Source organism: Agarivorans sp. Toyoura001, assembly GCF_005405585.1.
GTDB lineage: Bacteria > Pseudomonadota > Gammaproteobacteria > Enterobacterales > Celerinatantimonadaceae > Agarivorans.
Genome location: NZ_BJEQ01000001.1, coordinates 145377 through 168011 on the forward strand (window position 1 = coordinate 145377; position 22635 = coordinate 168011).

Below are 22635 nucleotides of genomic sequence, written 5' to 3' on the forward strand. Positions count from 1 at the left end.
AGGATGGTTAGTACTCAACGCTTTTAAACAGCAGTCTAAGCCCCCCAACATCAAAGTGAATGGCTGAACTAAAACGATAACTCACTTTTTAGCTGAGTTAAGAAGCGCTGCATAAACTGAGTGCGTATTTTGGCCTCTTTCTTAGCGGCGTCGGTGTGCACCGTATCCTGAATTAACAATAATTTAGTAAAGAAATGGTCGATGGTATACAGCGTGTCATTGGGAGTGCGTTGCTCACACAAGGGATCATTGGCGTGATACAAATCTCTTCCTAATCCACTGCCAACCTGAATACAGCGACTAATGCCAATAGCGCCTAAAGCATCTAAGCGATCGGCATCTTGAACAATTTTCGCTTCCAAGGTTTGCGGCTTAACTTGCCCACTATAACTATGCGCCACAATAGCATGATGAATGTCGGCCAAATAATCGGCGGGATAATCTATATCAGTCAAGAACGCTACTGCTTTATCTGCAGCAAGCATTGAGGCATTAGCACGCTGCAGGTGGTTTTTAGCTAGCGTCACGCAGTCATGCAAGTAGGCCGCGGGTAAAACCACCGCCAACTTTGCGTCTTCTTGCTGACAAAACAACGTCGCTAAGCCAACAACTCGCATAATATGATCAAGTTTATGGGCAGCATCAGCACAGGCTTGCAGCTGTAAAAAGGCAAGGCATTTCGCTTCTAATTGATTAGTCACAATTGAGTTCATTTAGATGGGGCTACCGATGGATGTAATAAGTGCTAACGCTAACTAAATGAGACCAGCCTGTCAAAAGCAAAATCGCTATCAGCAAAGCTTAAGTTTACCTAAAAAAACCTCTCTTATAAGTATTTACTTTGAGAATTTTATCATTCATTATTTAATGATAAACGATAAATAAACATTGTTTATCGTAGAGATTCGTCTAGTAGGGAGAACATAGACAATGCAGTCCATTGAGGCTATTAGTGCCGTAGGTAAAAGAATGCGGATCTTCTTATGGGGCTTAGTAGCACTAATCTTGGTGTGTTTAATCGGCTTTCCTAGCGAGTTAGGCTTAGATATTGAGCCAATGCGCCACAGCCCTTGGGTATATAGCTTTTACAACTTGGTTGAAATGGTGTTTGGCCCACCAGAATTGCCCTTTGACGACCTGTTACTCCTACCGCCAGATGCACCATTTTTACACCCCGAGCCCTTGCCTATTTCTATGAGAATTAGCTCGGTGGCCATCTTCTTCACTACGTCTTTACTCATGGCATCTTTAGTCTGGGAAATCGACCGATTATTTAAGGCATATAGTCTTTGTGAGGTATTTACTCTAGAAACCACTAGCCATTTTCGTTGTATAGGCTGGACCTTAGTAGCGCTATTTGTGGTGAATGGTGTAGCTAATTACATTATTGAACACATCATGATCCCCTTTGAAATGGAGATGAACCGCCCGTTTAATGGTCCACCTATGGGAGATATGTTTGGCTTAATCCCTCCTCCACATGAATGGACAAACATGGAGTATATCTCTCTCGACTTTCCACTGTTATTAGCAGGCTTGTTTATGATTGTAATTGCTCACGTAATGCACTTGGGCGTGCAAATTCAAGCTGATGTAGATGCAACTATTTAGTGGGAGCGGTTCATGACAATAGTAATCAACTTAGATGTGATGCTAGCTAAACGAAAAATGCGCTTAAATGAATTGTCTGAAGCAGTAGGAATATCAATACAGAATTTATCTATTTTGAAAACTGGCCGCGCTAAAGCGATCCGCTTTTCAACCCTAAATGCGATTTGTCAGGTTTTAGAATGCCAACCTGGTGATTTGCTAGAGTACCAACCGGATCAGGATGCACCCTAAACCGGCTGGTTTGACATAAGCATGAAATACTAAGTCATTAAGGAATTTAGCATGAAATACCGACTTAAACAAAACTTGAGGTTACTCGCGCCATTGCTCGCTTTAGCGCTATACCTCAGTGGCGCGCAAGCCGAGGCCATCAAAGACTTCGAGCCATTTAATGACCCCTTTATAGTGGTTGATTACGACGCTTCTATCTCACGTTTACCGCTAGACCAACAATCTCAAGCGCTAGAATGGCGTGAGCAAATGCTAGCGTTAGAGTACCAACTAGATGGCAGCGAACTGGACGATAATGTGAAAGCTGAAATCAGCTTCAGCGTTCTTTATCAGCGCCTAGACCAACTGTTCTACGAGACTAAAACCGACCTTGTTAAAGTGAATGTACTGGAAAGTTTAACCAGCGAAGAACAGTTACAAGCCTTGAAGCTATGGCGAGACATTCAGCATAGTGAAATAGCCTTATTGAGTAATACTTATAATGAAGCGGAGGAACAAAAAATCTTTGAGAAGTACGCCAAACTTGATGCTATTTTAGCCTCAATTAACTAATTTTATTCCGAATACCACTTTCTTTTTTGGTGCGCTATGGCGCACCCTTTTTTTACTCACTAAATACTTAATGTTTTGTGTAACACTCCTTCGCTTTAAGGTTTAGCTTCTAAACCTCTTATGCTGGTTACAGCAGTCTCTAATTCACGAATATCATTTTCAGTCTTAACAATGAGTAGCAGCGTTATGAGTTTTTCTCTGACAAAAGAAGTTGAGGCCTAAGGCAATAGGGAAGCAAAATTTCTTATTGCAACTGTTACCACAATAAACCCGCTAACAATAGAAAGATGCGGCGCTTCAAATGTTCATGAAAGCAGCAGCTAACTATAAAGGGAATAAATGGGGCGAACTTGCCCCAGCCTATCAAGCTTGTTGCTTTAGTCTTAGTCGGTAAAGCTCATGGTAAGGCATGCTTTGTTGCTACCTTGCTGTAGCTAGCTGGCTTACAGGCTGGGCTCCCCCCCTCTGCGATTAAATAGTACGATAAAACAATAGATCATTTCGTTCATTTTTTATCACTAGTCAATTTCGTTTTTTTGTAAACGGCAAAATTTCATCGCTTAGTATGATGCGCCCTTGTCTTTTAATTTTTGGGTTTGACCTAGAAATCTTACCAAGCCAATACTATGTCCGTACAAAAAACGTACACAAATTCAAATAATTAAACATAGCATTTAACGAGTTGTATGGTCTTATGAAACGCATTCTCTGACTAGTTCGTTGGTAACCTAAACGGAATAGGAACACCCAAATGAAAACTCCACTTCTAGCCTTATCATTAGCATTTGGCTCATTACTTTCACTCACCCCGAATACAACCTTAGCAGCCAGTATTGGTAAAACGATTTGTGACCCCGCAGCCGACTCAGACAATGGTTACGGCTCAGGCACCTATCGAGGCCACTTTTATTCGTGGTTTGAACTTAGCCAAAACAACATTAAAAGCTGTGATGTGAAAATCGGTTTTTATAATGATGCGGGACGTCATTATCGAGCTGAATGGAACATGGCCAAATCTTGGGGCGAAGACGCCATTGGCGGCCTAGGTTGGGAAAATGGTGCACGTTACAGAAAAATTGGTTACAACGTTGGCGAGCTCACCAGCAACTCAAATATTCAAAAAGCCTTAGTCGCACTTTATGGTTGGTCTTGCAGCGGCAGTAACTCCCAAGAGTACTATGTAGTAGACAGCTGGAAGGGCCCTGGTAAGTTTGTGCCTTGGGACGAAAATGCAGGAGCACCTGCGATAAGTAAAGGCACCGTAAATGCCAACGGAGCCACCTACGACGTATATTTGGTTGACCGTAACGGCGCTCAATATTGTGGCAACGGTGATAGCCGACAATTCAAACAATATTGGAGTGTTCGTCGCTCCCCTACTTCCACAGGAAGCAACCAAGAACTGGATTTTGGCCCACATGCAAACCGCTGGGACAACTCAGATTTAGGCTTTAAAACCAACGGAATCACCAATGGCTACCAAATCCTAGCCATTGAGGTTTTTGGCGATGCTAACCTTAATCACAAAGGCGCGGTAGATTTATCGCTTTGGTTACGCTAAAGCTTAATTGCGCAGAGACTAAGTAGCTTATTCCAGCTTAGTCTCTTCCATTTGAATGACTGTAAGATGCTGGCAATTAAGTAAGCACTGCAACTTGGCCTGCTTGGAGAGCACAATGAAAAACCTACGTTTGGCACTGTCTTTTGGTGCATGCTTTATTGCTGGCTACCTGGTTGCAGCTGTTTATCATCCAACAGCTGTCGATAGTCGCCATCAAACTAGCGCCATGCAAAGTGTCTTAGCACAAGAAACGACAAATTCCAGACGCGATACAAGCAGCACTCTTTATCCATCGGATAATGGCATCTCCTCAAATATGCAAACAGGCCATACCAACAATCCTATTGTTGCTACACCTACCAATAAACAAGCGCTTGAAAAGAGTCATCAAGAGCAAACAGAGAATAAGTCAGCCCAGCGCTTTGATGCACTTAAACACTCGCTACGCAACGACCCCAACAGTTTAGATGACACGATTAGTCAACTTGAGAACCTAAGTATTGAAGACCCTGAATTCAACTTGCTGATATCAGCCATTAAAGGCGCATCGAACCCGCAAAGTGATGCCGCCTTATTTGAATTGGCTGAACACTATGCGATGCAAACTGATCCGCAATCTCAACAAAAATTCATTGCGATACTGGCCAGCACCTCAACGAATATTCAATCGGAGCAGTTAATTAATAGCTTGATAGATATGGCGGTGATAAATCACTCTGATAACTACAGTAGTGTTGAAGCACTTAACTTAATTCAACCTTATCAACTCAGCCAGGCTGACCGGGACATACTTACCCGCGAGCTTGAAAATAAGGTGTTTGACACTGAAGGGGATGAGGCCGAGATGCTACTCTCACAGCTGATGCGCTTTAGTGCTAGTGAACAACGAAGTGAAATTGCCAGTAACATGCTAGAGGGTGACTCAAACATGCTGAAAGAAGCCGTATTTGACAGCATTAACAGTGGCAGTATTCCTGCAGCAGAGCCTTTAAAAACCCTGCTACTCGATATTGCATTTAATCAACAACATCCACTAAGCGGCGAAGCGCAATACACTTTATTAAACAATTTTGCACTTAGCCAGCAAGAATACACTCAACTGCAGAACCATTAAGCCAAGCACTAACTCAAGCTTGCTGGCTGAGTTTAAGCAGCATGGCGCTTTCAGGATCCATAATCGGCAGTTGAATGCCTAGCTTCATCAAGGTATCGCCACGGTAAGCGGCATTGCTCTCCATCCAAGTGGGAAACTGTTTCATAATGTGTTTAAAATCAGGTTTATCTAGAACCTCAAGTGAATACATCGCTTGCGGATCCAACCCAGTAAACCTCAACGCTCCCGGCAAAGTGTAATCCGGCATAGTGAGTTGCACAACCCAATAAACGCCCTCTCCTTGCTGCTGATCTTGCACCCCATAGGCTTGCCAAGAGCTATCGCTTGCAGCCAGCTGTAAAAAAGTCCCGCTGTGTAACAAAGGCCGTAGCGACTTATGTAAAGCGATATAGTGAGCGAACTGCTCACGTTGCTCAGCATCTACAGCTACAGGGTCAAGCTCCACTCCCATGTGGCCAACTAGCGCAGTCAATCCTCTAAAACCAATGCTGTGCTGTCGGTATGTAGTATGGCTATGCGCTGGACCAATATGGGAACCCATCACTTCAGGAGGGAAAAAGTACAACATCGCCGGCTGCATAATCTGTCGCTCTAAAGCATCGTTACTGTCCGATAACCAAAAACGGTGACTGCGTTTAAGCACTTCATAGTCGATGCGCCCTCCTCCCGAAGAACAGCTTTCAATTTCTAGCTGAGGATGGCGTTTAGCTAACTCATCCACCAAGGCGTAAAAAGCCTTAGTTTGGCGGTGTACCGCCGCTTCTCCTAAATGGCTAGGCTGCACCAGTTCTCGGTTCATGTCCCATTTGATGTATGAAATAGCATACTGGCTAAGTAAGCTATCGAGTCGCTCCAGCAAGTAGTCGAATACCTCGGTATTCTGTAAATCTAATACGTATTGGTAGCGCCCAGTTTTCTGTTCGTAGCCTGTTTGACCCAGCACCCATTCAGGATGATTGCGATGTAACTCTGAGTCTGGGTTGACCATTTCCGGCTCAAACCATAATCCAAACTCCATACCCAGTTGCTGAACATGATCGATGACTTCTTCTAGGCCATTGGGGTATTTTTTAGTATCTAAGTACCAATCGCCCAAACCGGCTTTGTCGTGGTCTCGCCCCGGAAACCAGCCATCATCGATAATAAACCGTTCTACGCCGATATCGGCGGCTAAGCTGGCCATCTTTTTGATGTAGCTTGGATCGTGGTCAAAATAGATCCCTTCCCAAGTATTAAGGTGCACCGGACGCGGTTTATTGGCTTGTGGGAAGCGTAAGATATGCGCACGCACAAACTTGTGAAAATTAGCACTCATTTGATTAAGGCCATTGGCCGAATAACACGCATACAAACTGGGCGTTTGATAGCGCTGCCCTTTCGCTAACGATATTTCACCACTTAGCAGAAGCTCTTCTGCTTGTAGCCAGCGCCGACCATCGGTTTTAACCCCGCTTTGAATTTTGTGATTACCGCTCCAAGCTAAATGAAATCCGTACACTTCGCCTTGCTGCTGATTAAAGCCTTTCTCGCCAATCACCGCGCCAGGGAAATACTGATGTGACGTACGGCCGCGACGATTCTCTTGTGCAATAATGCCGCGCTCTAACGGCTGGCGATGCTGCTGAAACTCTTTGGTCCAACGCCCATGTAAAGACAACAACTCATTACTTTGCGCCGTTAACGGCAAGGTTAAGGCTAAGCGCTGCAGGCTGTAATCAAGTTCACCTAAATTTGTCACGCTTGATTGCATACTGAGTACGTCGCTACTCTCATCTAAGTGCAGCGTAATTTCCAAGGCCAGCTGAGCCTGTTTATCTTGCGCAGTTATCAATAACGAAGAATGTCCCGACAACACACACTTAGCACTAAAGCGAGGACACCAGTCTTTGCCAGCCCTGTTGCCTTCTAAACCAGGGCTAGAGAACCACCCGTCACTCGCTTCTGGGCATACAGTAAGTGCTACATCTTCATCTAAACTGGCTTCACCTAAAGGTCTTGATATTGCGCCAAGTAAGTTGCTATCTATAGGTAAACTTAACTTACGCCCCCAATAAACGATTTCTGGCAAAGAGTCAGTTTCTTTTAGCAACACACTGCTAGTTTGACCGTACAAATGATAAATATTCATCATTTTAATCCTTGCAGCGAAAACTCTATTTGATAACGATAATGGCTATCGCTCACTTGATACTTAGGGTGCACAGACGGGCTCCAAGAATCGTCCCCCCCAACGCCTTGATGGGCAACATCGAGTTGCACAAATACCGATCCGCTATCTGTTAGCTGGTAGTTATGAGTCGCCTGGCTAAGTTGCTGCTGGCTGTAACGCCTAGCGGAAAACTGTAAATGTGGTTGGCAATTAATCGCTAGCGCCAAACCATCATCACGTTCAATTTCTAGCTGGCGAATCGCGCCGCGCCCGCCATTTTCGCTAGGGAAAATATACGGCGTATGTAAGTCGTCAATGCTCGATTGGTAACGGCTCACTATCGCGCTGGCCAAACGATCACGGTAGTTCTCATGTGGGCCTAAACCAAACCAACTTACTTGGCTAAACTGTTTGTCTAAGCTCAACTCCAAGCCCACACGCGGTAAAGGAGGAAGATAAGGCGCTGCATCTACCGCAGTACTCAACTCCACTTTATCAGCGCTAATCAAAAAGCGTTGTTCCACAGAAAAAGCCAAACGATGCTCAAAGCTAAAATCGCTATCGCACTCAAGTTGCCAACAACCATTACTTAACTGTGAGAACTCAAACTTACTAACCGCACGTTCTAAATGATTCAGACCCGCGTTTTGCCAACGCGCTATCCAAGAATGAGGATCCATTTGGCTAGCTTCACTAACACCAATATCGTTGTCTAATGGGGCACGATAGAAGTTATTAGCCAAAGGAGCAGTAAACAGCTCTTTGCCGTGTTTAACCCACGACACCCACTGTGCAGAAACACAATCAAAAACCACTGTTTGCTCTGGGCAAACAAAGCTAATTAGGCGATCTTTTTGCTGGCACGTCACCGCTGCTTTACTTAAGGCTGGTTTAGCCAATAAACCACCGGCTGGCAGTTTAAATTGTTGCTGAGCCATTACATGCCCTACTTCTGCCCATGGAGTTTTGCTGCTTAGGTTTACTTCTAACGTCAGCCAGAACTCTCCGTGGCGCTGTTTAGCCAGTGCACTCATTGCCTTAGCAGGAAGATGAAAGAGCTGGCTTTCACCTGCCGCTATATCAATTTCTAGGGTGCCTTGGTCAAACAGCTCGCCTTGCTGCTCTATGCGCCAAACTAAAGAAACGTTTTGGCTATCGCTAAACAAGTACTCGTTGGTTATCCGAAAGGCTCCACAACCTAAGTCTTCCGCATGGATTTGCCAATACTGCTGCAAATACTTAATTTCAGCCAAACTTGGGTGCACCGTTCTATCGGGGAAAATTAATCCATTAATGCAAAACTGTCGGTCGTTGGGTTTGTCTCCAAAATCCCCACCGTAAGCCCAGTATGCGTCGCCAGCATCTGTATACTTTGTTATTCCTTGATCAACCCAATCCCAAATAAACCCGCCTTGTAAACGAGGGTGTAAACGAAAGGCTCGCCAATACTCATCGATACTGCCTAAGCTATTCCCCATGGCATGGGCATATTCACAAAGAATTAGTGGCCGCCGCTCGTTAGGGTCACCGATATGCGCAGTAATAGCGCGCTTAGGAATGCCCTCCCCACCGGTATCCCAATCAACTCGCGCATACATTGGGCAAAGAATATCGGTAGCTGGAGTATCTGCGCCGCCGCCTTCATATTGAATAGGTCGACTTGCATCCGCGTGTCTTAACCAGCCATACATAGCGTCGTGATTGCTGCCATAACCCGACTCATTACCGAGAGACCAAATAATAATTGAAGGGTGATTTTTATCTCGAGCAACCATGCGTGTTACTCGCTGCATATATGCATGCATCCACTCAGGATCGTCTGACAAGCGACACATAGGAAACATACCGTGGGTTTCTAAGTTGCTTTCATCCACCAGCAATAGGCCGTATTCATCACATAACTCATACCAGCGAGGGTGGTTAGGATAATGCGCGGTACGCACTGCATTAAAGTTGTTTTGCTTGAGTAGCTTAATGTCTTGCAACATCCGTTGCTCTGTCATTACATGCCCCAACTCAGGGTCATGCTCATGGCGATTAACGCCGCGAATCAGCAGGGCTTTGCCATTGAGTTTAAGCAAGCCATCAGATACTTCAATACAACGGAACCCTAGAGCACTTTGTTCAACGTCTAGCAATTCGCCTTTGGCGTTAAACAAGCTAATCACCGCTTGATACAAATGTGGCTGCTCGTCACTCCACAGTTTGGGGGAATGCACTGTTTGATCTATAAAAATGCGGTCGGCAAAACCGCCTTTTTCGTCAATGGCCTTGTTATGGGTTTCAGCTTTAATCGGTGAATCGAATAAAGCACTCTGTCCATCAAATACCTGCAGCTCGACATAGCACTTCTCCATGTCGGCTAAACCCACACCCGCCAAGTGTATTTCTAGCGTCAATTGGGCATCGCGGTAACATGCATCTAAATCGGTGTTAATGCTAAAGTCGGCGATATGTAATTTAGGCTTGGCGTAAATGCTTACGTCGCGGAAAATACCGCTCAGCCACCACATATCTTGATCTTCTAAATAGCTACCATCGCTCCAACGGTAAACCACCACACACAGCTCATTATCTCCTTGATGCAGGTAGTGGCTAATATCAAACTCGCTGGCTAAACGGCTATCTTGGCCATACCCGACTAACTGGCCATTAACTAAGACATGAAAGGCCGAATTTACGCCGTCAAAGCGCAAACGTACTTGTTGATGTTGCCAATCATCTTGATAACTAAAAGTACGCCGATAAACCCCGGTTGGGTTATCACTGGGTACCTGCGGCGGGTTTACCGCAAAAGGATAAATGACATTGGTATAAATGGCCTTATCAAAGCCCTTTAATTGCCAGTTGCTAGGTACATCTATTGAGTGCCATTGCCCGGCCTTCCCCAATAACAACTCATCGCTAAGCTGCTCTGGCTGTGCCAACAAACAAAAACGCCACTCACCGTTTAAGCTAAGGCTATGCTTTGGGCAAGTGTTGGCTAAAGCATCTTGAACGCTTGAAAAAGACTGAAGGGGAACGTGAGACAGTAAGCGATTTCGCTCTGTTACTGCGGGGTTTTCCCAGTCTCGCTGGGCTAGCAAATTGGCGCTTACAGGCGTCATTCTATTCTCCAATTCAGGCCAGAGGGCCAAATAATCAATGCTATTTTAAAAACGCTGGCTTGATTTCAGTATCAAGCTGAAGCTTAGCCGCTTTATAAAAATAGCAGTCCCTAATTTACAGATGATTCTAGTAGGCCTAACGAGGCAATAATGCGAAGACCATCACGAAAGAAGGAAAACGTTTACATGAGGATAATCAATATGCAACAGTTACGCTTTTAACCTCAACAATTGGCGGCTTTAAATAACAAAACACCCCAGTGAGAGGTGTTTATAGTGGAAAGGCAGCGACTAATACTTACGTGAGTATTGTGTAATAACAACACCAAATATCGCTAAGATGATAATGCCAAAGGTGCTCGGTTCTGTTACCAATACACGTGGTTCAGGGTCTGAAGGATCTCGAGCCCAAACGTTCAAATGCGAAATGCCTTGAGCGTTATTCCCTTGAGGGTTAAGAAAATCATTTGTATTTAGAGTACCAGACAGTTTGTAAGGGGTAGTAAAATTAAGCGTTGAATTAGGGAAATCACTCAACTCTTGGGCAAAGATATCGATAAAATCGAAATCGTACAGAATGAAGCCATTAGAGGCTTTTACCGAGAACGCTAAATGATCAAAGGTAGCGCCTCCCAGAATCTGGGAGACTTGGTCAATAATGCTTGGATCTGTCTCTATCTGCCACGTTAGCGATTTACATTCACCGGTAACCCCTTCCACACAAGTAAAACTCATACTGAGCAAAGCACCAATGTCTAAGGAAAGCCCACTATTAACCACCGGACCAACTTGGTTGTAATCAACATCTAGGTTTTCATTTACACTGGCTAAGTGGATCCAACCAGGATCATCAGCCACATCGACAGGATTATTATCGAGGTTCTGTAACTCATCAGGCTCAATAAAAAATAAGGAGTTACCAAGCCCGTAAGTAGTATTTAGCAGTCCATCATTCTTTTGGCCAATATTCACATTGGGTTTATTCTCAGCATTATCATCGTTGCCATCAAACACCAAACAAGAACCTGCTGAATAAGATGGATTTGCGCCACCAAGCAGCTCATTCGCCTGACCGGACTCCATAATGGAAGTCAGGGTTACTCGAGATGGATCGCACACGCCTCCGGGGACAAAAGATGAAACAGGTACTGCCCAAGTGATGGTGGTAAATAATGAGGCCAAGCTAAAACCCAAAATCGGCAATAATCGTTTACTCATAAAACCCTCATTAGTATTTACTGGCTCTAGTGATAGCACTGCACTAACCGAGAAATATCCAACAAAAACTAAACGCATAAACCACGCCAAAAATTTATTCACATTCCTTATCAACAAGTTGACTTATTGCTCAAAAGTCAAAGTTAACAACTTGTAAAATATACTGACGTTTGTACACATCTTTTTACATTGACAAAAGCAATTACAAATCAATAGCTTATTAAGGCTAACAATCATCTAGAGGAGACGCTTTCAAGTTGTTAAACTCAGGAAAAATACGTAATACGAGTAAACCATGAGCACCACCATTTATTACTTAGAGCAAACTGATCCGACGCAAATAAAGGGCAAGACCCTTCCCTCAGAAATCACGGTGAGCGAAGTGACGAAGCATCAAGCTGAGAGTAGCTTGGCCTTTTACACCGAAGTAGGTAAACATTGGCAATGGACAGATAAGCTGAGTTGGAGCCAACAACAATGGCAAAATTACACTTCGGGTGAGCAGCTAAAAACCTATGCCGCCTATCTAGGATCTGAGTTTGTAGGATACTTTGAACTAGAAAAACACGCTGATAACAGCGTAGAAATTGCTTACTTTGGTTTAAGTAAAGCATTTTTAGGCAAAGGCTTAGGCGGGGGCTTATTAACCCGCTGTATAGAAACAGCCTGGCAATGGCCAACCCACAGAGTATGGGTACATACTTGTGATTTAGACCACCCCAGCGCGCTGGCTAATTATAAAGCGCGAGGGATGAGCTTATATAAAACAGAGCAGGAAGACTAAAACTGCAAGTAACTAAGATCGAGTTTTGCTCCGGCTACTGGTGGGCACCAGTAATAGGCTGTGCTTAATGGGCGGCTAAACTCAAACAAGCCGTCTTCAATGCCATCTTCACAGCCTAACATGCGTTTTAACTGCGCTTCAAAAGGGTAAAAGCTGTTAGCAAAACAGACAAAGTTTAATCCGCAGTCTTGCTGCTTAACCCATGGCAAGCTTCGGCGTAACATAAAGGCCTCAGGGCTAAAGCTTTCTTGCGCGGTACGACGAGTATGTGCAGACGGCGGAGACTCTGCAAACTCTACGTTATCGCTTTTTCTGCGGCCTATTAAGTCATCTTGTTGCTTACTCGGTAAGCTATTGAAGTGTTTCATTTGATGTTGCCACTTTTGAACCGCTAACATCGACGATCCCTCAACACCAGGCTCACCCGTTAACGCAACAACCGCTGCGGCATTATCTTCAGGGTTTTCAGTGCCATCTTCATAACCAGTTAAGTCTTTACCGCCACGGTGACAAAAGCCCTCTACTTGCTCGTTCACACTAAATGTTGGGCATAACACTGCTAGCCACTCTTGTACTCTTAGCATCACTTCACCGGGATCACTGCCACTAACCCTAAGCCATAAATCATCTTGATTGGCTGGGCTGGTGCGTTTTACGCCTTCAATGCTAATCGCACTTTTTAAACCAGGGATTTTGCTGCTGTTTAAGGCAAGTAAAGGTGCGCCAAAACCAATAACACTGTCGTCAGCATTATAAGTATCAACTAAAGATGCCAAGCACGCAGCTAATGATTGCTGCTCAACTAAGCTGAAACGTAAGAAGCTTGCATGGCTTTGTTCAGCCTTAAGAATAAGCGGTTGGATCAACGACATAAATAACTCTCATTTAGCTTTCATTGCTAAGCAGTATAAGTAATTTTTGGCCGAAGTAATTTGATAAGAAGTAAATAAAACGATGAAATGAAAAATGCCTGATGCTTTTCGCTATCAGGCATTCTAATGCATTTGACTCATAGTGTTTCTCGCTCAGGTTACTATCACTCTTTCGCTACAGCGAAAGGCTAAGTGCTAAGCCCACATGTTCAAATGTGAGGATTAACGGTGTAGGTTGTTAGAATCAGTAGCTTTGTTGTAACCCGCAGCTTTAGTAAAATAGTAAGTGGTATATAAAGAACCGAAGTAATCAAACATAGTGTTTCTCCCAATAAAAATAAAAGTGTGAACCAAGTCACGAAACGAATAATAATGTGACACACATCACATTGCAAGTTTATTTTAGAGTTTTTACTGAAATACCTAACAGAAAGGAGAAGAACATCGAGAGCTGGGAACCCACATAAAAAATGCCTGAAAGAGCGAACTCATTCAGGCACTGGGTTTATCGTGATTCATTACATTTATCTCTGTTGTCGTTTACCTTGCTCTAAGCATCCAAAACGAACATAAGCTAACAATGCTGAACCAATGATCGGATGAAGAACCATATACTCACCTATAAGTTAGTGGCTTAACGGTGAATATCTTTGCGAGTTTCGCAATAAAAGTTGTAATCATCAGCTTTCGTAAAATAATACGACGAGTAAAGTGCACCAAAGTAATCAAACATAATCGTTCTCCTAAGTATTTAATATTGTTAATGACTTGAACTAAGTGTGAACCAAGTCACACCTCTAATTTAATGTGACGGGAATCACATTTCAAGTGACAATTTAGTTAAATACAAAACTCACTTAGATCTGCTGTTGAAAGCAGTTTCATGGCAAACGGTAAGCGATTTATTGCTAGTTATTTTTACTAGGCCATATAAATAACTATTCATCGACTGTCTCAAGCTAACGACAAAAACCTTAATTTTCAGCAATATAGCGATTTATTGCTAATGTAAGCTGCAATTTTTCTTCACAGTCACCGCAATATTGCTCTAAAGGCGCTAGGTTATGCTTTGGGTAATGACTGTAAAATCAAGTATAGCTCCCAACTTGGAGGTTTTTAGATTGTAATTATTGAATAGTTTTAGAAAGCTCATTGGTTACTTTTCATATGGGACAAAGACTTAAGCAAACAAGTTTTGATATGTTTCAATGAGGGATTTTAGCTGACTTACGTTAATGAAAAAGTACATAAGCTACTTAGGCCTAAACAAGTGTATAACCTAACAATTTAGTCTAATACGTCGACTGACGTCTCGATAACATGATAAATTGACAATAGTCATATTAACTAATATTCGTGTTCGTGGCTTTTAAGCCACTAAAATAAAAAGGATTTTAATAGATGGTGAGATCGACCTTAACGGCTGCACTATTAGGACTGACATTAACTAGCTGTGCATCTGTACAGCAAGATACCCCTAAAAACGTATCGGAATCGCTGATTGGCATCTGGGCTATGTTACCGCTAAAAGGAGGAATTGCTAATGTTGTAGAATACTCAAAAGATGGTTCATCAACTCTATACCCATTTAACTGTGCTAATGACAACAAAGAACAACCTGAAGTATCAACATATTCATTAAGTAATAACGATAAAACTATTCATCACCAGTCAGACAAAAACGAGTTTAAACTTGAGATATTGAGCTTGAATGAAAGGATGATGGAGCTTGAAATGCCTTTAGGTAATAAATCTTACAACTTTGCGTACTACCGAGTTAATAACGTCAAACCATTATGCGATTTATACAAAAAGTTTACTCCTTTCAATGCTTCGGAATTTACACCTCAGCTAATCCTGCCTGCACATTCAAAATTGGACCATCTTTTAGGCAAATGGTCGTCTCATTCATGGTTCAACGACGACAAGTGGGTAATCGAAATCCTCAAAGATATTGACGGAAACTATATTCTAGAAAACACGGAGTCAACACACTTCACATACTTGTTTAACAATTTTAAGTGGCACAACGACGAGCTACGAATGTCAGCATATTCATACGCAACTGACCCTAAGCTATTCAAAGAAAAATATCACAAGTACAGACGCCCTTTATCTATCTCCTTCAATGAAGATCCAAGCAAATTAGACATCCACCTATATGAGCATGCTAGAAAATCTACAATAGTATTGCGAAAAATAGAGAAATAAAGCACCTACATATTTTGATTTTTGTATAAAGTAGTTGTTTGCTAGCGCTTTGATACGGCAAACAACTACAAATTATACCAGTACACAACCTTTTTAACCCTCAGCCTAATCCTGCATTCTGAACTTACGGACAACTAACTCTAGCTGTAACTTTTCTGCGCAATTCCCACAATATTGCTCTAAACGTTGTAGATTTTGCTGAGCGCGCTGCGGCTGCTGCATACTCAAATACAGTTCACCCGAGTATTCCAGTGCCCCTAGATGTGAAGGTTTGATCGACAAGGCCTGTTGGTAGGCATACAAGGCTTGTGAATATTGGCCTAACTTACGCTGACTAAACCCCAGTAAATTCCAGGCATCTGCTGAGCGTCTGCCCTTTGAGCTTTGAAGATAACTTTGTAGCCAAGTACTTGCCGCACGATAGTCTTCCTGCGTAACAAGCTTCTCTACTTTTGCCAACGGTGATTTATCACTGCTGGATTCATAGCGCCCACTACCCGCTGCTAGCACTTGGGTGCTGATCAATAAACTCACGAACACTAATTGCCTAATCATACCGCTCTCCCTCTGTTATTAAGATTAAGTACGATACGCACTAGCAAATGGATTGGTTTGTTGTTCCCTAAAACGCAAAAAACCCCGCCAAGGCGAGGGTTTGTAAATTAAGCGAGTCTCAAATTATAGAGAGATGCCTAATTTTTCTAAGTCAGCCATAACCACTTTTGAAGGTAGTGGTACGTAGCCGTCTTTAGCAACAATAGTTTGACCTGTTTTAGACAGAATCATTTTTAGGAACTCACGATCCATAGGTGCTAGAGGCTTGTTAGGGTGCTTGTTAACGTAAACGTATAAGAAGCGAGAAAGTGGGTATTTACCCGTAGCAGCGTTATCTAGGCTAGCTTCAATGTAGTCGTTACCTTTCTTAGCAAGAGCAACGGCTTTAACACCAGAGGTTTTGTAACCGATACCTGAGTAACCGATTGCGTTCAACGAAGAAGACACTGATTGAACCACTGAAGCAGAACCAGGTTGCTCGTTTACAGTGTTCTTAAAGTCACCTTTACACAATGCTTTCTTCTTGAAGTAACCGTAAGTACCAGATACTGAGTTACGACCGAACAATTGAATGTCTTTATCTGCCCACGAACCGTCTAGGCCAATTTGACCCCAGCGGTCGGCAACGCCATTCTCGCCACACTTAAGTGTAGAAGAGAAGATGGCGTCAACTTGAGCCAGGTTTAAACCTTCAATTGGGTTATCTTTATGTACAAATACTGCCAATGCGTCAATTGCTACGCGAACTGGAGTAGGCTTGTAGCCAAAACGTTTTTCAAAGGCTTCAACTTCTTTGCTCTTCATCTGACGGCTCATTGGGCCGAACTGAGAAGTACCTTCAGTGAGTGCTGGAGGAGCAGTAGAAGAACCAGCAGCTTGAATTTGAACGTTTACGTTAGGGTATTCACGTTTGAATTCTTCAGCCCACAAAGTCATCATGTTAGCTAAAGTATCAGAACCTACAGAAGAAAGGTTACCAGAAATACCGGTGGTCTTTTTGTATTCCGGTAGAGTGGCATCCAGGCCAGCTGCAAGTACGGTAGTTGTTACCAATGAAGCAGAAATAGCTACTGCACTAAGCAATTTTTTAAATGTCATCTTTATCTCCATAAATGACGCGTTGAGTTATTTTCGTCATGTAGTATTGGTGAATTCGATGACAATTATATTTCTACTGTGTGACAGTTATATGTCAGCCTCTTTTTTTCGTAAAAAAACTGTCTTTCTTTAAAGGCTTTCTATTTAACTCTTTGATTTTTAATCACTATTAAGTGGCAAATAATGGCGATTTTTTGGTATTTAGCGAATCAAGCCCGGTAGTGAGGCTACCGGGCTTGATTATTAAGGGTTGTAACCGTCGTGACTATTGTTCAATACGTAAAATGTAGCTTGAACATAATCATCATCATCACCCGATTTATTCTGATTATATACACCAGCTTTAAAGTACATATATTGGTCGGCATCATCATAGCTGCTGCTACTCATGTTGTAGCTCGCCGTTACTTGATCTTTGCCCTCTCGATAAATTGTTACATAAAGCATATTTGCAACTACTTTAATTCGGTAACTGAACTTCTCATCTAGTGCGATACCGTCTGCAGGGTTACTGGCATTGTCACTGCGGCTTCCTATCATCTCTACCCAATCGTCACTCGATGCATTACGTGATTCATGTGCAAAGTAAATCGCACCATTTTGGTTATTAGGTAATTTTCGGTAATAAAGTCTAATGGGTTCGTCATCATTGGCGTGGATCTGTCCAATAATCACTCGACCTATCTGATAAGCATCACCTGTGGTGGTAACGTGGTTCACCGCCAAAGTGGCAAACAGTTCACCATTGACTCCACCTGCGGCAGTTTGCGCACTGGACGGCGCACTAGAAAACACCCAGTTGTTTTTATTTACGCCTTGGGTCTTAATGCTGGTATTGCCACGTCGCAACATTTCACGCAATTCGGTACGTACATAGGTAGTATTGGCCGAGGTTTTATAACCGTAAATCGGGCTTTTAAATACCATGCCTCCATCTGCGCCAGTATAAAAGTACTCGTTGTTTTCATAGCCGTTATTGAGTTCTGATTCTTTAATTGAATCAGCAGTACCCGAGTTATCCGTATCGGTAGGAATGCTTAGGTACCAATCTTGGAGATCAAAGTTAGCCGATGGTGGCAACGAAGGATTAAGGTCTTCAACTGGCTCTGTCACTTCTTCGTCATTACAGCCCAAAGCGGTAATTTCAATCAAACTGTTCCAATTGCTTTCTGAGTTTCCATTACCAGTAACTCGCAAGTATTGAATATCTTGATGCAAGGTATCACTGATGTCTATAAACTCTGGAGTGCCTGTAGCGTTGTCAGAGTTGCCACCAGTAACCACATCTTGCCAGGTGACATTGTCGGTTGAGATAGCCACATCGTAATACGTTGAACGCTCCGTATTGTTTAGCCAATAAAGACTCAGGCTATTAAGAATAGAAGGGCTGCTAAGGCTAAAAGTAATCTGTTTACCGATACCTTCTGAAGACCAACGTGAGTCACTGTCGATACTACCGTCTATCGCATTCTCAGGTCCAAAGCCCACTTTATGGGCGCCATCGTCACTGGCAAGCTTAAAGATCAAATCTTTAGGTGCACTGCAACTAGGATCTACCGGCTCGCCCGGCTCTTCTGGCACCGTCGGTTCATCAGGAACACTTGGTGTGGTGTTGCCTCCTCCCACTTCTGAAGAGCCTCCACAGCCGACAAGAGGTAAACAGATGGCTATCGCTAAGGGGGTTACGTAAAGCTTCATGCTTGAGGGTTATCCTAAAAACTCACTATTGTATTACAATACTAACTTTAGATATTTAGTTTAGCAATTAGCACACTTATTGAATTATCTATGTTGTGAGCTAAGCAAAAAAAACGAGCCTTTAAGCTCGTTTATTATCGCCCTATCTTTGGGCCTTTTGTGGGATTGGGTTATTTATAAAAGCAGATTGGAGAATTCTCTCTACTCATCTTCGCGTTGGTTCTCTAGCTCCAAGGCTAAGGTATACGCAATGTAGTATTTGTATACATTAGAGACATACCGCACCGTTTCCTTGCCAATAATACGCCCAGCCGCAATTTCTACATTTCCAAACCAAGCATTGGGGTCTAAATTCATTTCCTTAGCTAAGCGGCGCATTTGGTTCATTTTGGTTGGGCCGGCATTATAGGCAGCCCAAATCAGTGCCATTCGCTCACTCTCTTCTATATCGTCTTCATTAATATAGTGCTCTCTAAGCCACGCTAGGTATTTAATACCGGCGGCTATATTTTGTTCTGGATCGGCTAAATCGTTGTAGCCCATTTCTTTAGCGGTTGACGGTAGCAGCTGCATAATCCCGCGCGCACCACGGTGACTCACTTTACTATTGTCTAATCCCGACTCTTGATAGCCCTGTGCGACCACTGCCAAATAATCAAATTCGTATTCATTAGCGTATTTTTTAAAGAAAGGCACATAACGATTAAAGCGATTTCGGTCTTCCGAATTGGCAAGCCGGCTAATCCAAGCGGTGTGGTCAAAATAGCGATTAAGCAAAGTATTTCCCAGTAAACTGCCCTGCTTCACTTGAGTATTCACAAACTCTTGTAAGTTTGCTTGTAGCTTGGGGTTAGAATTCCGTACCGCCCAACCTAAGCTTTGTCCTTGACTGGTTTTTAAATGGTTGTCTATGCGGATATCTTTAAATACTTTTTCCCACAAACGTGCTTTGTAATCATCAATTACCGTATACCGCATAACCCCTGCGTTAACCATTTCCAGCACATCTTCAGACAGCAGGTTGCCATCAGCTTCAATCACTTTAATCGGTTTAACACCCCGCAGCTTCAAGGTGAAATTAAGCGCTTCAAGGTGTTCGGCATAACTACTGCCATGCATTACATAGATTTTCTTGCCAGATAAATCTTGCCAACTGTTTACCTCGGGCGCGTCTTTATGGCTGACCAGTACTTCGCTAATATTATCTGCATTGCCCAAGGCAAAGCTCAACTGTTTTTTCCGCTCTGGCGTTGCAGTTAAAAATGCCGCCACAATATCGCCTCGACCAGCTTCCAAGGCAGGGATTAACTGATCAAAGTGAACGGGCACTATTTTAACTTTGGTTTTGTTTACGTCTCGGCGAATGCCTTTATTTAGAAATTTCTCGTAAAGATTAAGCAGTTCGATTTGTATACCTAAGGGGCGGCCGTTTGCTAAATGAAAATCAGATTTACCATAGGTCACCAGTGCGCGAACAATTTTGCGCTCTTTTATTTCGGGCAAGTCGCCAACAAAAGGCTCTTGGATATAGAAAGGAAATTGCAGTAGGTCACTGCTTTCAGTCAACGCCACTTCATCATCTGCGGCATTCGCGGTAAAAGGCATCAACCCAAGGCAGAAAAGGCTCAATAGCAACATGAAGTAAGGTCGAAAAAGCGAGAATAACGTCAAGATAATAACCATAAAAATCAAACTTATATTTTAGTATAAGCTCAATTGCCTAAAAAAAATGGTCATCACTTAAAGCTGTGAAGCTACGCATTGCGTCCAAGAAAGAAGAGTATTTAATCCTCTGAAATGAACAATTTTCGCGGGATAATAAAGCTAAACGTGCTGCCTTTTGTCACACTACTTTTGATTTTTAGTTCGCTGTCATGATGCTGAAGCGCGTGTTTAACAATCGATAAACCCAAGCCTGCACCGCCAGTATCGCGCGAACGCGCTTTATCTACACGATAGAAACGTTCGGTTAATCTTTGCAGGTGTTTGGGGGCTATGCCGGGGCCTGAATCTTTTACGGCAAACAAAGCTCCAAGTGGAATCAACGTAAGACTAACTTCAATCTTCCCAGGCTCACCACAGTACTTAATTGCATTCCCCAACAAATTCCCACAAGCACTGCGTAGCTGCTCGCGGTCGCCTTTAATATGAATATCAGATTCAATGTTAAAGCTAAAACTATGCTGCTTGTCTTTGGCAAGACCTGTCACTTCGGCTTCGAGGTTACCAACCATCGCTGAAAAATTGATAGTCTCTTGATTGTCTTCAACCGACGCCGATTCAATTCGAGCCAAGGTGAGTAGTTGGTTAACCAAGTTTTCCATGCGACTACTTTGATCGAGCATGGTATTGCGCGCTTTGCCCCAAATCATTGGGTCAACTTCATCTTGATCTAGCATTTCCAAATAGCCACGCATCACCGTGAGCGGTGTACGTAATTCGTGGCTTACGTTTGATACAAAACGTTTGCGCATTTTTTCTAATTTACGTAGCTGGCTAACATCGCGAATGACCAATAACAATTGTTGTTGGCTGTAAGGCATGGCACGAAATTCTAACCATACGTTGCTTTGTACTGGGCTAATAATTTCTAAGGGTTGGTCGAAACGACCTTTTCGTAAGTAGTTAACAAAACTAGGGGTTCGAACGAGGTTGGTTAAGTGTTGTCCGGCATCGGCTGGCCACTTTAGACCCAACATACCTTGCGCTAATTGGTTACACCACAAAATTGCGCCGTCTTGATTAATCACCACAATGGCATCGGGCAAGGCCTCGGCACCTAAGCGGAAGTACTTCATTAACTGGGCAAGTTCACGCTCTCGGCCAAGCCGGCGCTTAAGCATATTATATATGCCATGAAATACTGGTTCCCAGCTGCCAGAACCATGAGGTGGAGACAACTTACGCTGGTTATATAGCCAATCTAGCAACTTATGTTGTTGGTTATACATCCAAACAATATGAATGACCGCCGCCAACAAACACATTTCTAAGGTATAGCCGGTAAACATACCTAAAACGAATAAAGGCGAATAAACTAACGCTACTCGCCATATTACGCGTTGCCATGAGAAAGGCACAAACATTCGTCGTTACTTCACCCTAGTTGAAAAACGGTAACCAGAACCACGTACAGTTTGAATTAAACGATCATATCCCTGTAGGCCAATTGCTTTGCGCAAGCGGCGAATATGCACGTCTACTGTACGATCTTCTACATACACGTTAGTACCCCAAACATTGTTTAGCAGTTGCTCACGGCTATATACACGCTCAGGATGCGTCATAAAGAAGTGCAGTAGCTTAAACTCTGTTGGCCCCATATCCAAGGGTTCATTTTCAACACTCACTCGGTGCGATACCGGATCAAGGCGCAAGCCTTGAACTTCAATGGTTTCTTCTAAAGAGGTTGGCGAAATACGGCGAATAACCGCTTTTACGCGCGCCATTAATTCTTTAGGTGAAAACGGTTTGGTTAGATAGTCGTCTGCACCCGCTTCAAGGCCTTGAACTTTGTCTTCTTCTTCGCCTTTAGCGGTAAGCATAATCACCGGGATTTGACGCGTTAGGTCGTGGCGACGCATGTGCTTAATAATTGAAATACCACTGCCACCTGGCAACATCCAATCTAATAATGCCAACTCTGGGTAGGGTTCTGTAAGTTTTGCTATGGCTTGATCATAGTCAGCAGCTTCAATCGGCTCGTATCCATGCTGCTCTAATACAAAACACAGCATTTCACGGATTGGCGCTTCATCTTCTACAACAAGTATCTTCCTGGGCATCACATTCATCTCAATCTAAGAAACTGTGGCAATTATGCGACGTATTAATGACAGATTTATGACAGCAATAAGTGTAAATCAAAGACTTA

18 protein-coding genes are annotated in these 22635 nt (G+C 43.2%); 7 read left to right on the forward strand and 11 right to left on the reverse strand.

Annotated elements, in window-relative coordinates; all coding sequences use genetic code 11:
* Positions 1-68: 68 nt before the first annotated feature.
* Positions 69-701, reverse strand: a complete 633-nt coding sequence (locus FFR00_RS00670) for an HD domain-containing protein (protein ID WP_235836129.1) — start codon at positions 699-701, stop codon at positions 69-71.
* Between the two features lie 229 nt (positions 702-930).
* Between FFR00_RS00670 and FFR00_RS00675 the strand changes: the two genes are divergently transcribed.
* The 5 genes from FFR00_RS00675 to FFR00_RS00695 all read left to right on the forward strand — a co-directional run bounded on the left by FFR00_RS00675 (position 931) and on the right by FFR00_RS00695 (position 5069).
* Positions 931-1611 (forward strand): DUF2975 domain-containing protein, encoded by a 681-nt coding sequence (locus FFR00_RS00675; RefSeq protein ID WP_137671443.1) that lies wholly within the window; start codon positions 931-933, stop codon positions 1609-1611.
* 12 nt (positions 1612-1623) lie between these two features.
* Complete coding sequence (locus tag FFR00_RS00680) at positions 1624-1842, forward strand: helix-turn-helix transcriptional regulator (protein ID WP_137671444.1); 219 nt, start codon at positions 1624-1626, stop codon at positions 1840-1842.
* 51 nt (positions 1843-1893) lie between these two features.
* The gene (locus tag FFR00_RS00685; RefSeq protein WP_137671445.1) at positions 1894-2394 is read left to right on the forward strand and encodes a hypothetical protein; all 501 of its coding nucleotides are present in this window, start codon (positions 1894-1896) and stop codon (positions 2392-2394) included.
* Positions 2395-3145: 751 nt separating this feature from the next.
* Complete coding sequence (locus FFR00_RS00690; protein ID WP_137671446.1) at positions 3146-3955, forward strand: glycoside hydrolase family 11 protein; 810 nt, start codon at positions 3146-3148, stop codon at positions 3953-3955.
* A 115-nt stretch (positions 3956-4070) separates the two neighbouring features.
* Complete coding sequence (locus tag FFR00_RS00695; protein ID WP_137671447.1) at positions 4071-5069, forward strand: hypothetical protein; 999 nt, start codon at positions 4071-4073, stop codon at positions 5067-5069.
* A 13-nt stretch (positions 5070-5082) separates the two neighbouring features.
* Here FFR00_RS00695 and FFR00_RS00700 read toward each other — a convergent pair whose 3' ends face one another.
* The 3 genes from FFR00_RS00700 to FFR00_RS00710 all read right to left on the reverse strand — a co-directional run bounded on the left by FFR00_RS00700 (position 5083) and on the right by FFR00_RS00710 (position 11543).
* A complete protein-coding gene (locus FFR00_RS00700) occupies positions 5083-7200 on the reverse strand; it encodes an alpha-galactosidase (RefSeq protein ID WP_137671448.1) in 2118 nt (705 codons plus the stop codon).
* A complete protein-coding gene (locus FFR00_RS00705) occupies positions 7197-10325 on the reverse strand; it encodes a beta-galactosidase (protein WP_137671449.1) in 3129 nt (1042 codons plus the stop codon). The genes FFR00_RS00700 and FFR00_RS00705 overlap by 4 nt, the downstream gene beginning before the upstream one ends.
* 291 nt (positions 10326-10616) lie before the next feature.
* Positions 10617-11543, reverse strand: a complete 927-nt coding sequence (locus tag FFR00_RS00710; RefSeq protein WP_161985060.1) for a hypothetical protein — start codon at positions 11541-11543, stop codon at positions 10617-10619.
* A 295-nt stretch (positions 11544-11838) separates the two neighbouring features.
* Here FFR00_RS00710 and FFR00_RS00715 point away from each other — a divergent pair, with 295 nt between their 5' ends.
* Positions 11839-12327 (forward strand): GNAT family N-acetyltransferase, encoded by a 489-nt coding sequence (locus FFR00_RS00715; protein WP_137671451.1) that lies wholly within the window; start codon positions 11839-11841, stop codon positions 12325-12327.
* On the opposite strand, the gene FFR00_RS00720 is transcribed toward FFR00_RS00715, so the two are convergent.
* Positions 12324-13199, reverse strand: a complete 876-nt coding sequence (locus FFR00_RS00720) for a Dyp-type peroxidase (RefSeq protein WP_137671452.1) — start codon at positions 13197-13199, stop codon at positions 12324-12326. The two genes, FFR00_RS00715 and FFR00_RS00720, sit on opposite strands and share 4 nt — an antisense overlap.
* 1401 nt (positions 13200-14600) lie before the next feature.
* Between FFR00_RS00720 and FFR00_RS00725 the strand changes: the two genes are divergently transcribed.
* Positions 14601-15410 carry a hypothetical protein gene (locus FFR00_RS00725; RefSeq protein ID WP_137671453.1) on the forward strand — a complete coding sequence of 270 codons (810 nt, stop codon included), beginning with the start codon at positions 14601-14603 and terminating at the stop codon, positions 15408-15410.
* A 105-nt stretch (positions 15411-15515) separates the two neighbouring features.
* Here the strand turns inward: FFR00_RS00725 and FFR00_RS00730 are convergent, their stop codons facing one another.
* The 6 genes from FFR00_RS00730 to phoB all read right to left on the reverse strand — a co-directional run bounded on the left by FFR00_RS00730 (position 15516) and on the right by phoB (position 22546).
* Positions 15516-15965: a tetratricopeptide repeat protein gene (locus FFR00_RS00730; RefSeq protein ID WP_137671454.1), complete on the reverse strand. Its 450-nt coding sequence runs from the start codon at positions 15963-15965 to the stop codon at positions 15516-15518.
* Between the two features lie 123 nt (positions 15966-16088).
* A complete protein-coding gene (locus tag FFR00_RS00735; RefSeq protein WP_137671455.1) occupies positions 16089-17063 on the reverse strand; it encodes a PstS family phosphate ABC transporter substrate-binding protein in 975 nt (324 codons plus the stop codon).
* Positions 17064-17306: 243 nt separating this feature from the next.
* On the reverse strand, positions 17307-18761 hold the full coding sequence (locus tag FFR00_RS00740; protein WP_137671456.1) for a polysaccharide lyase family 7 protein: 1455 nt from the start codon (positions 18759-18761) through the stop codon (positions 17307-17309).
* A 201-nt stretch (positions 18762-18962) separates the two neighbouring features.
* Positions 18963-20366 (reverse strand): transglycosylase SLT domain-containing protein, encoded by a 1404-nt coding sequence (locus FFR00_RS00745; RefSeq protein ID WP_161985061.1) that lies wholly within the window; start codon positions 20364-20366, stop codon positions 18963-18965.
* Between the two features lie 179 nt (positions 20367-20545).
* Positions 20546-21847: a phosphate regulon sensor histidine kinase PhoR gene (gene phoR, locus FFR00_RS00750; protein ID WP_137671458.1), complete on the reverse strand. Its 1302-nt coding sequence runs from the start codon at positions 21845-21847 to the stop codon at positions 20546-20548.
* Positions 21848-21853: 6 nt separating this feature from the next.
* Positions 21854-22546 carry a phosphate regulon transcriptional regulator PhoB gene (gene phoB, locus FFR00_RS00755; protein ID WP_137671459.1) on the reverse strand — a complete coding sequence of 231 codons (693 nt, stop codon included), beginning with the start codon at positions 22544-22546 and terminating at the stop codon, positions 21854-21856.
* Positions 22547-22635 lie beyond the last annotated feature (89 nt).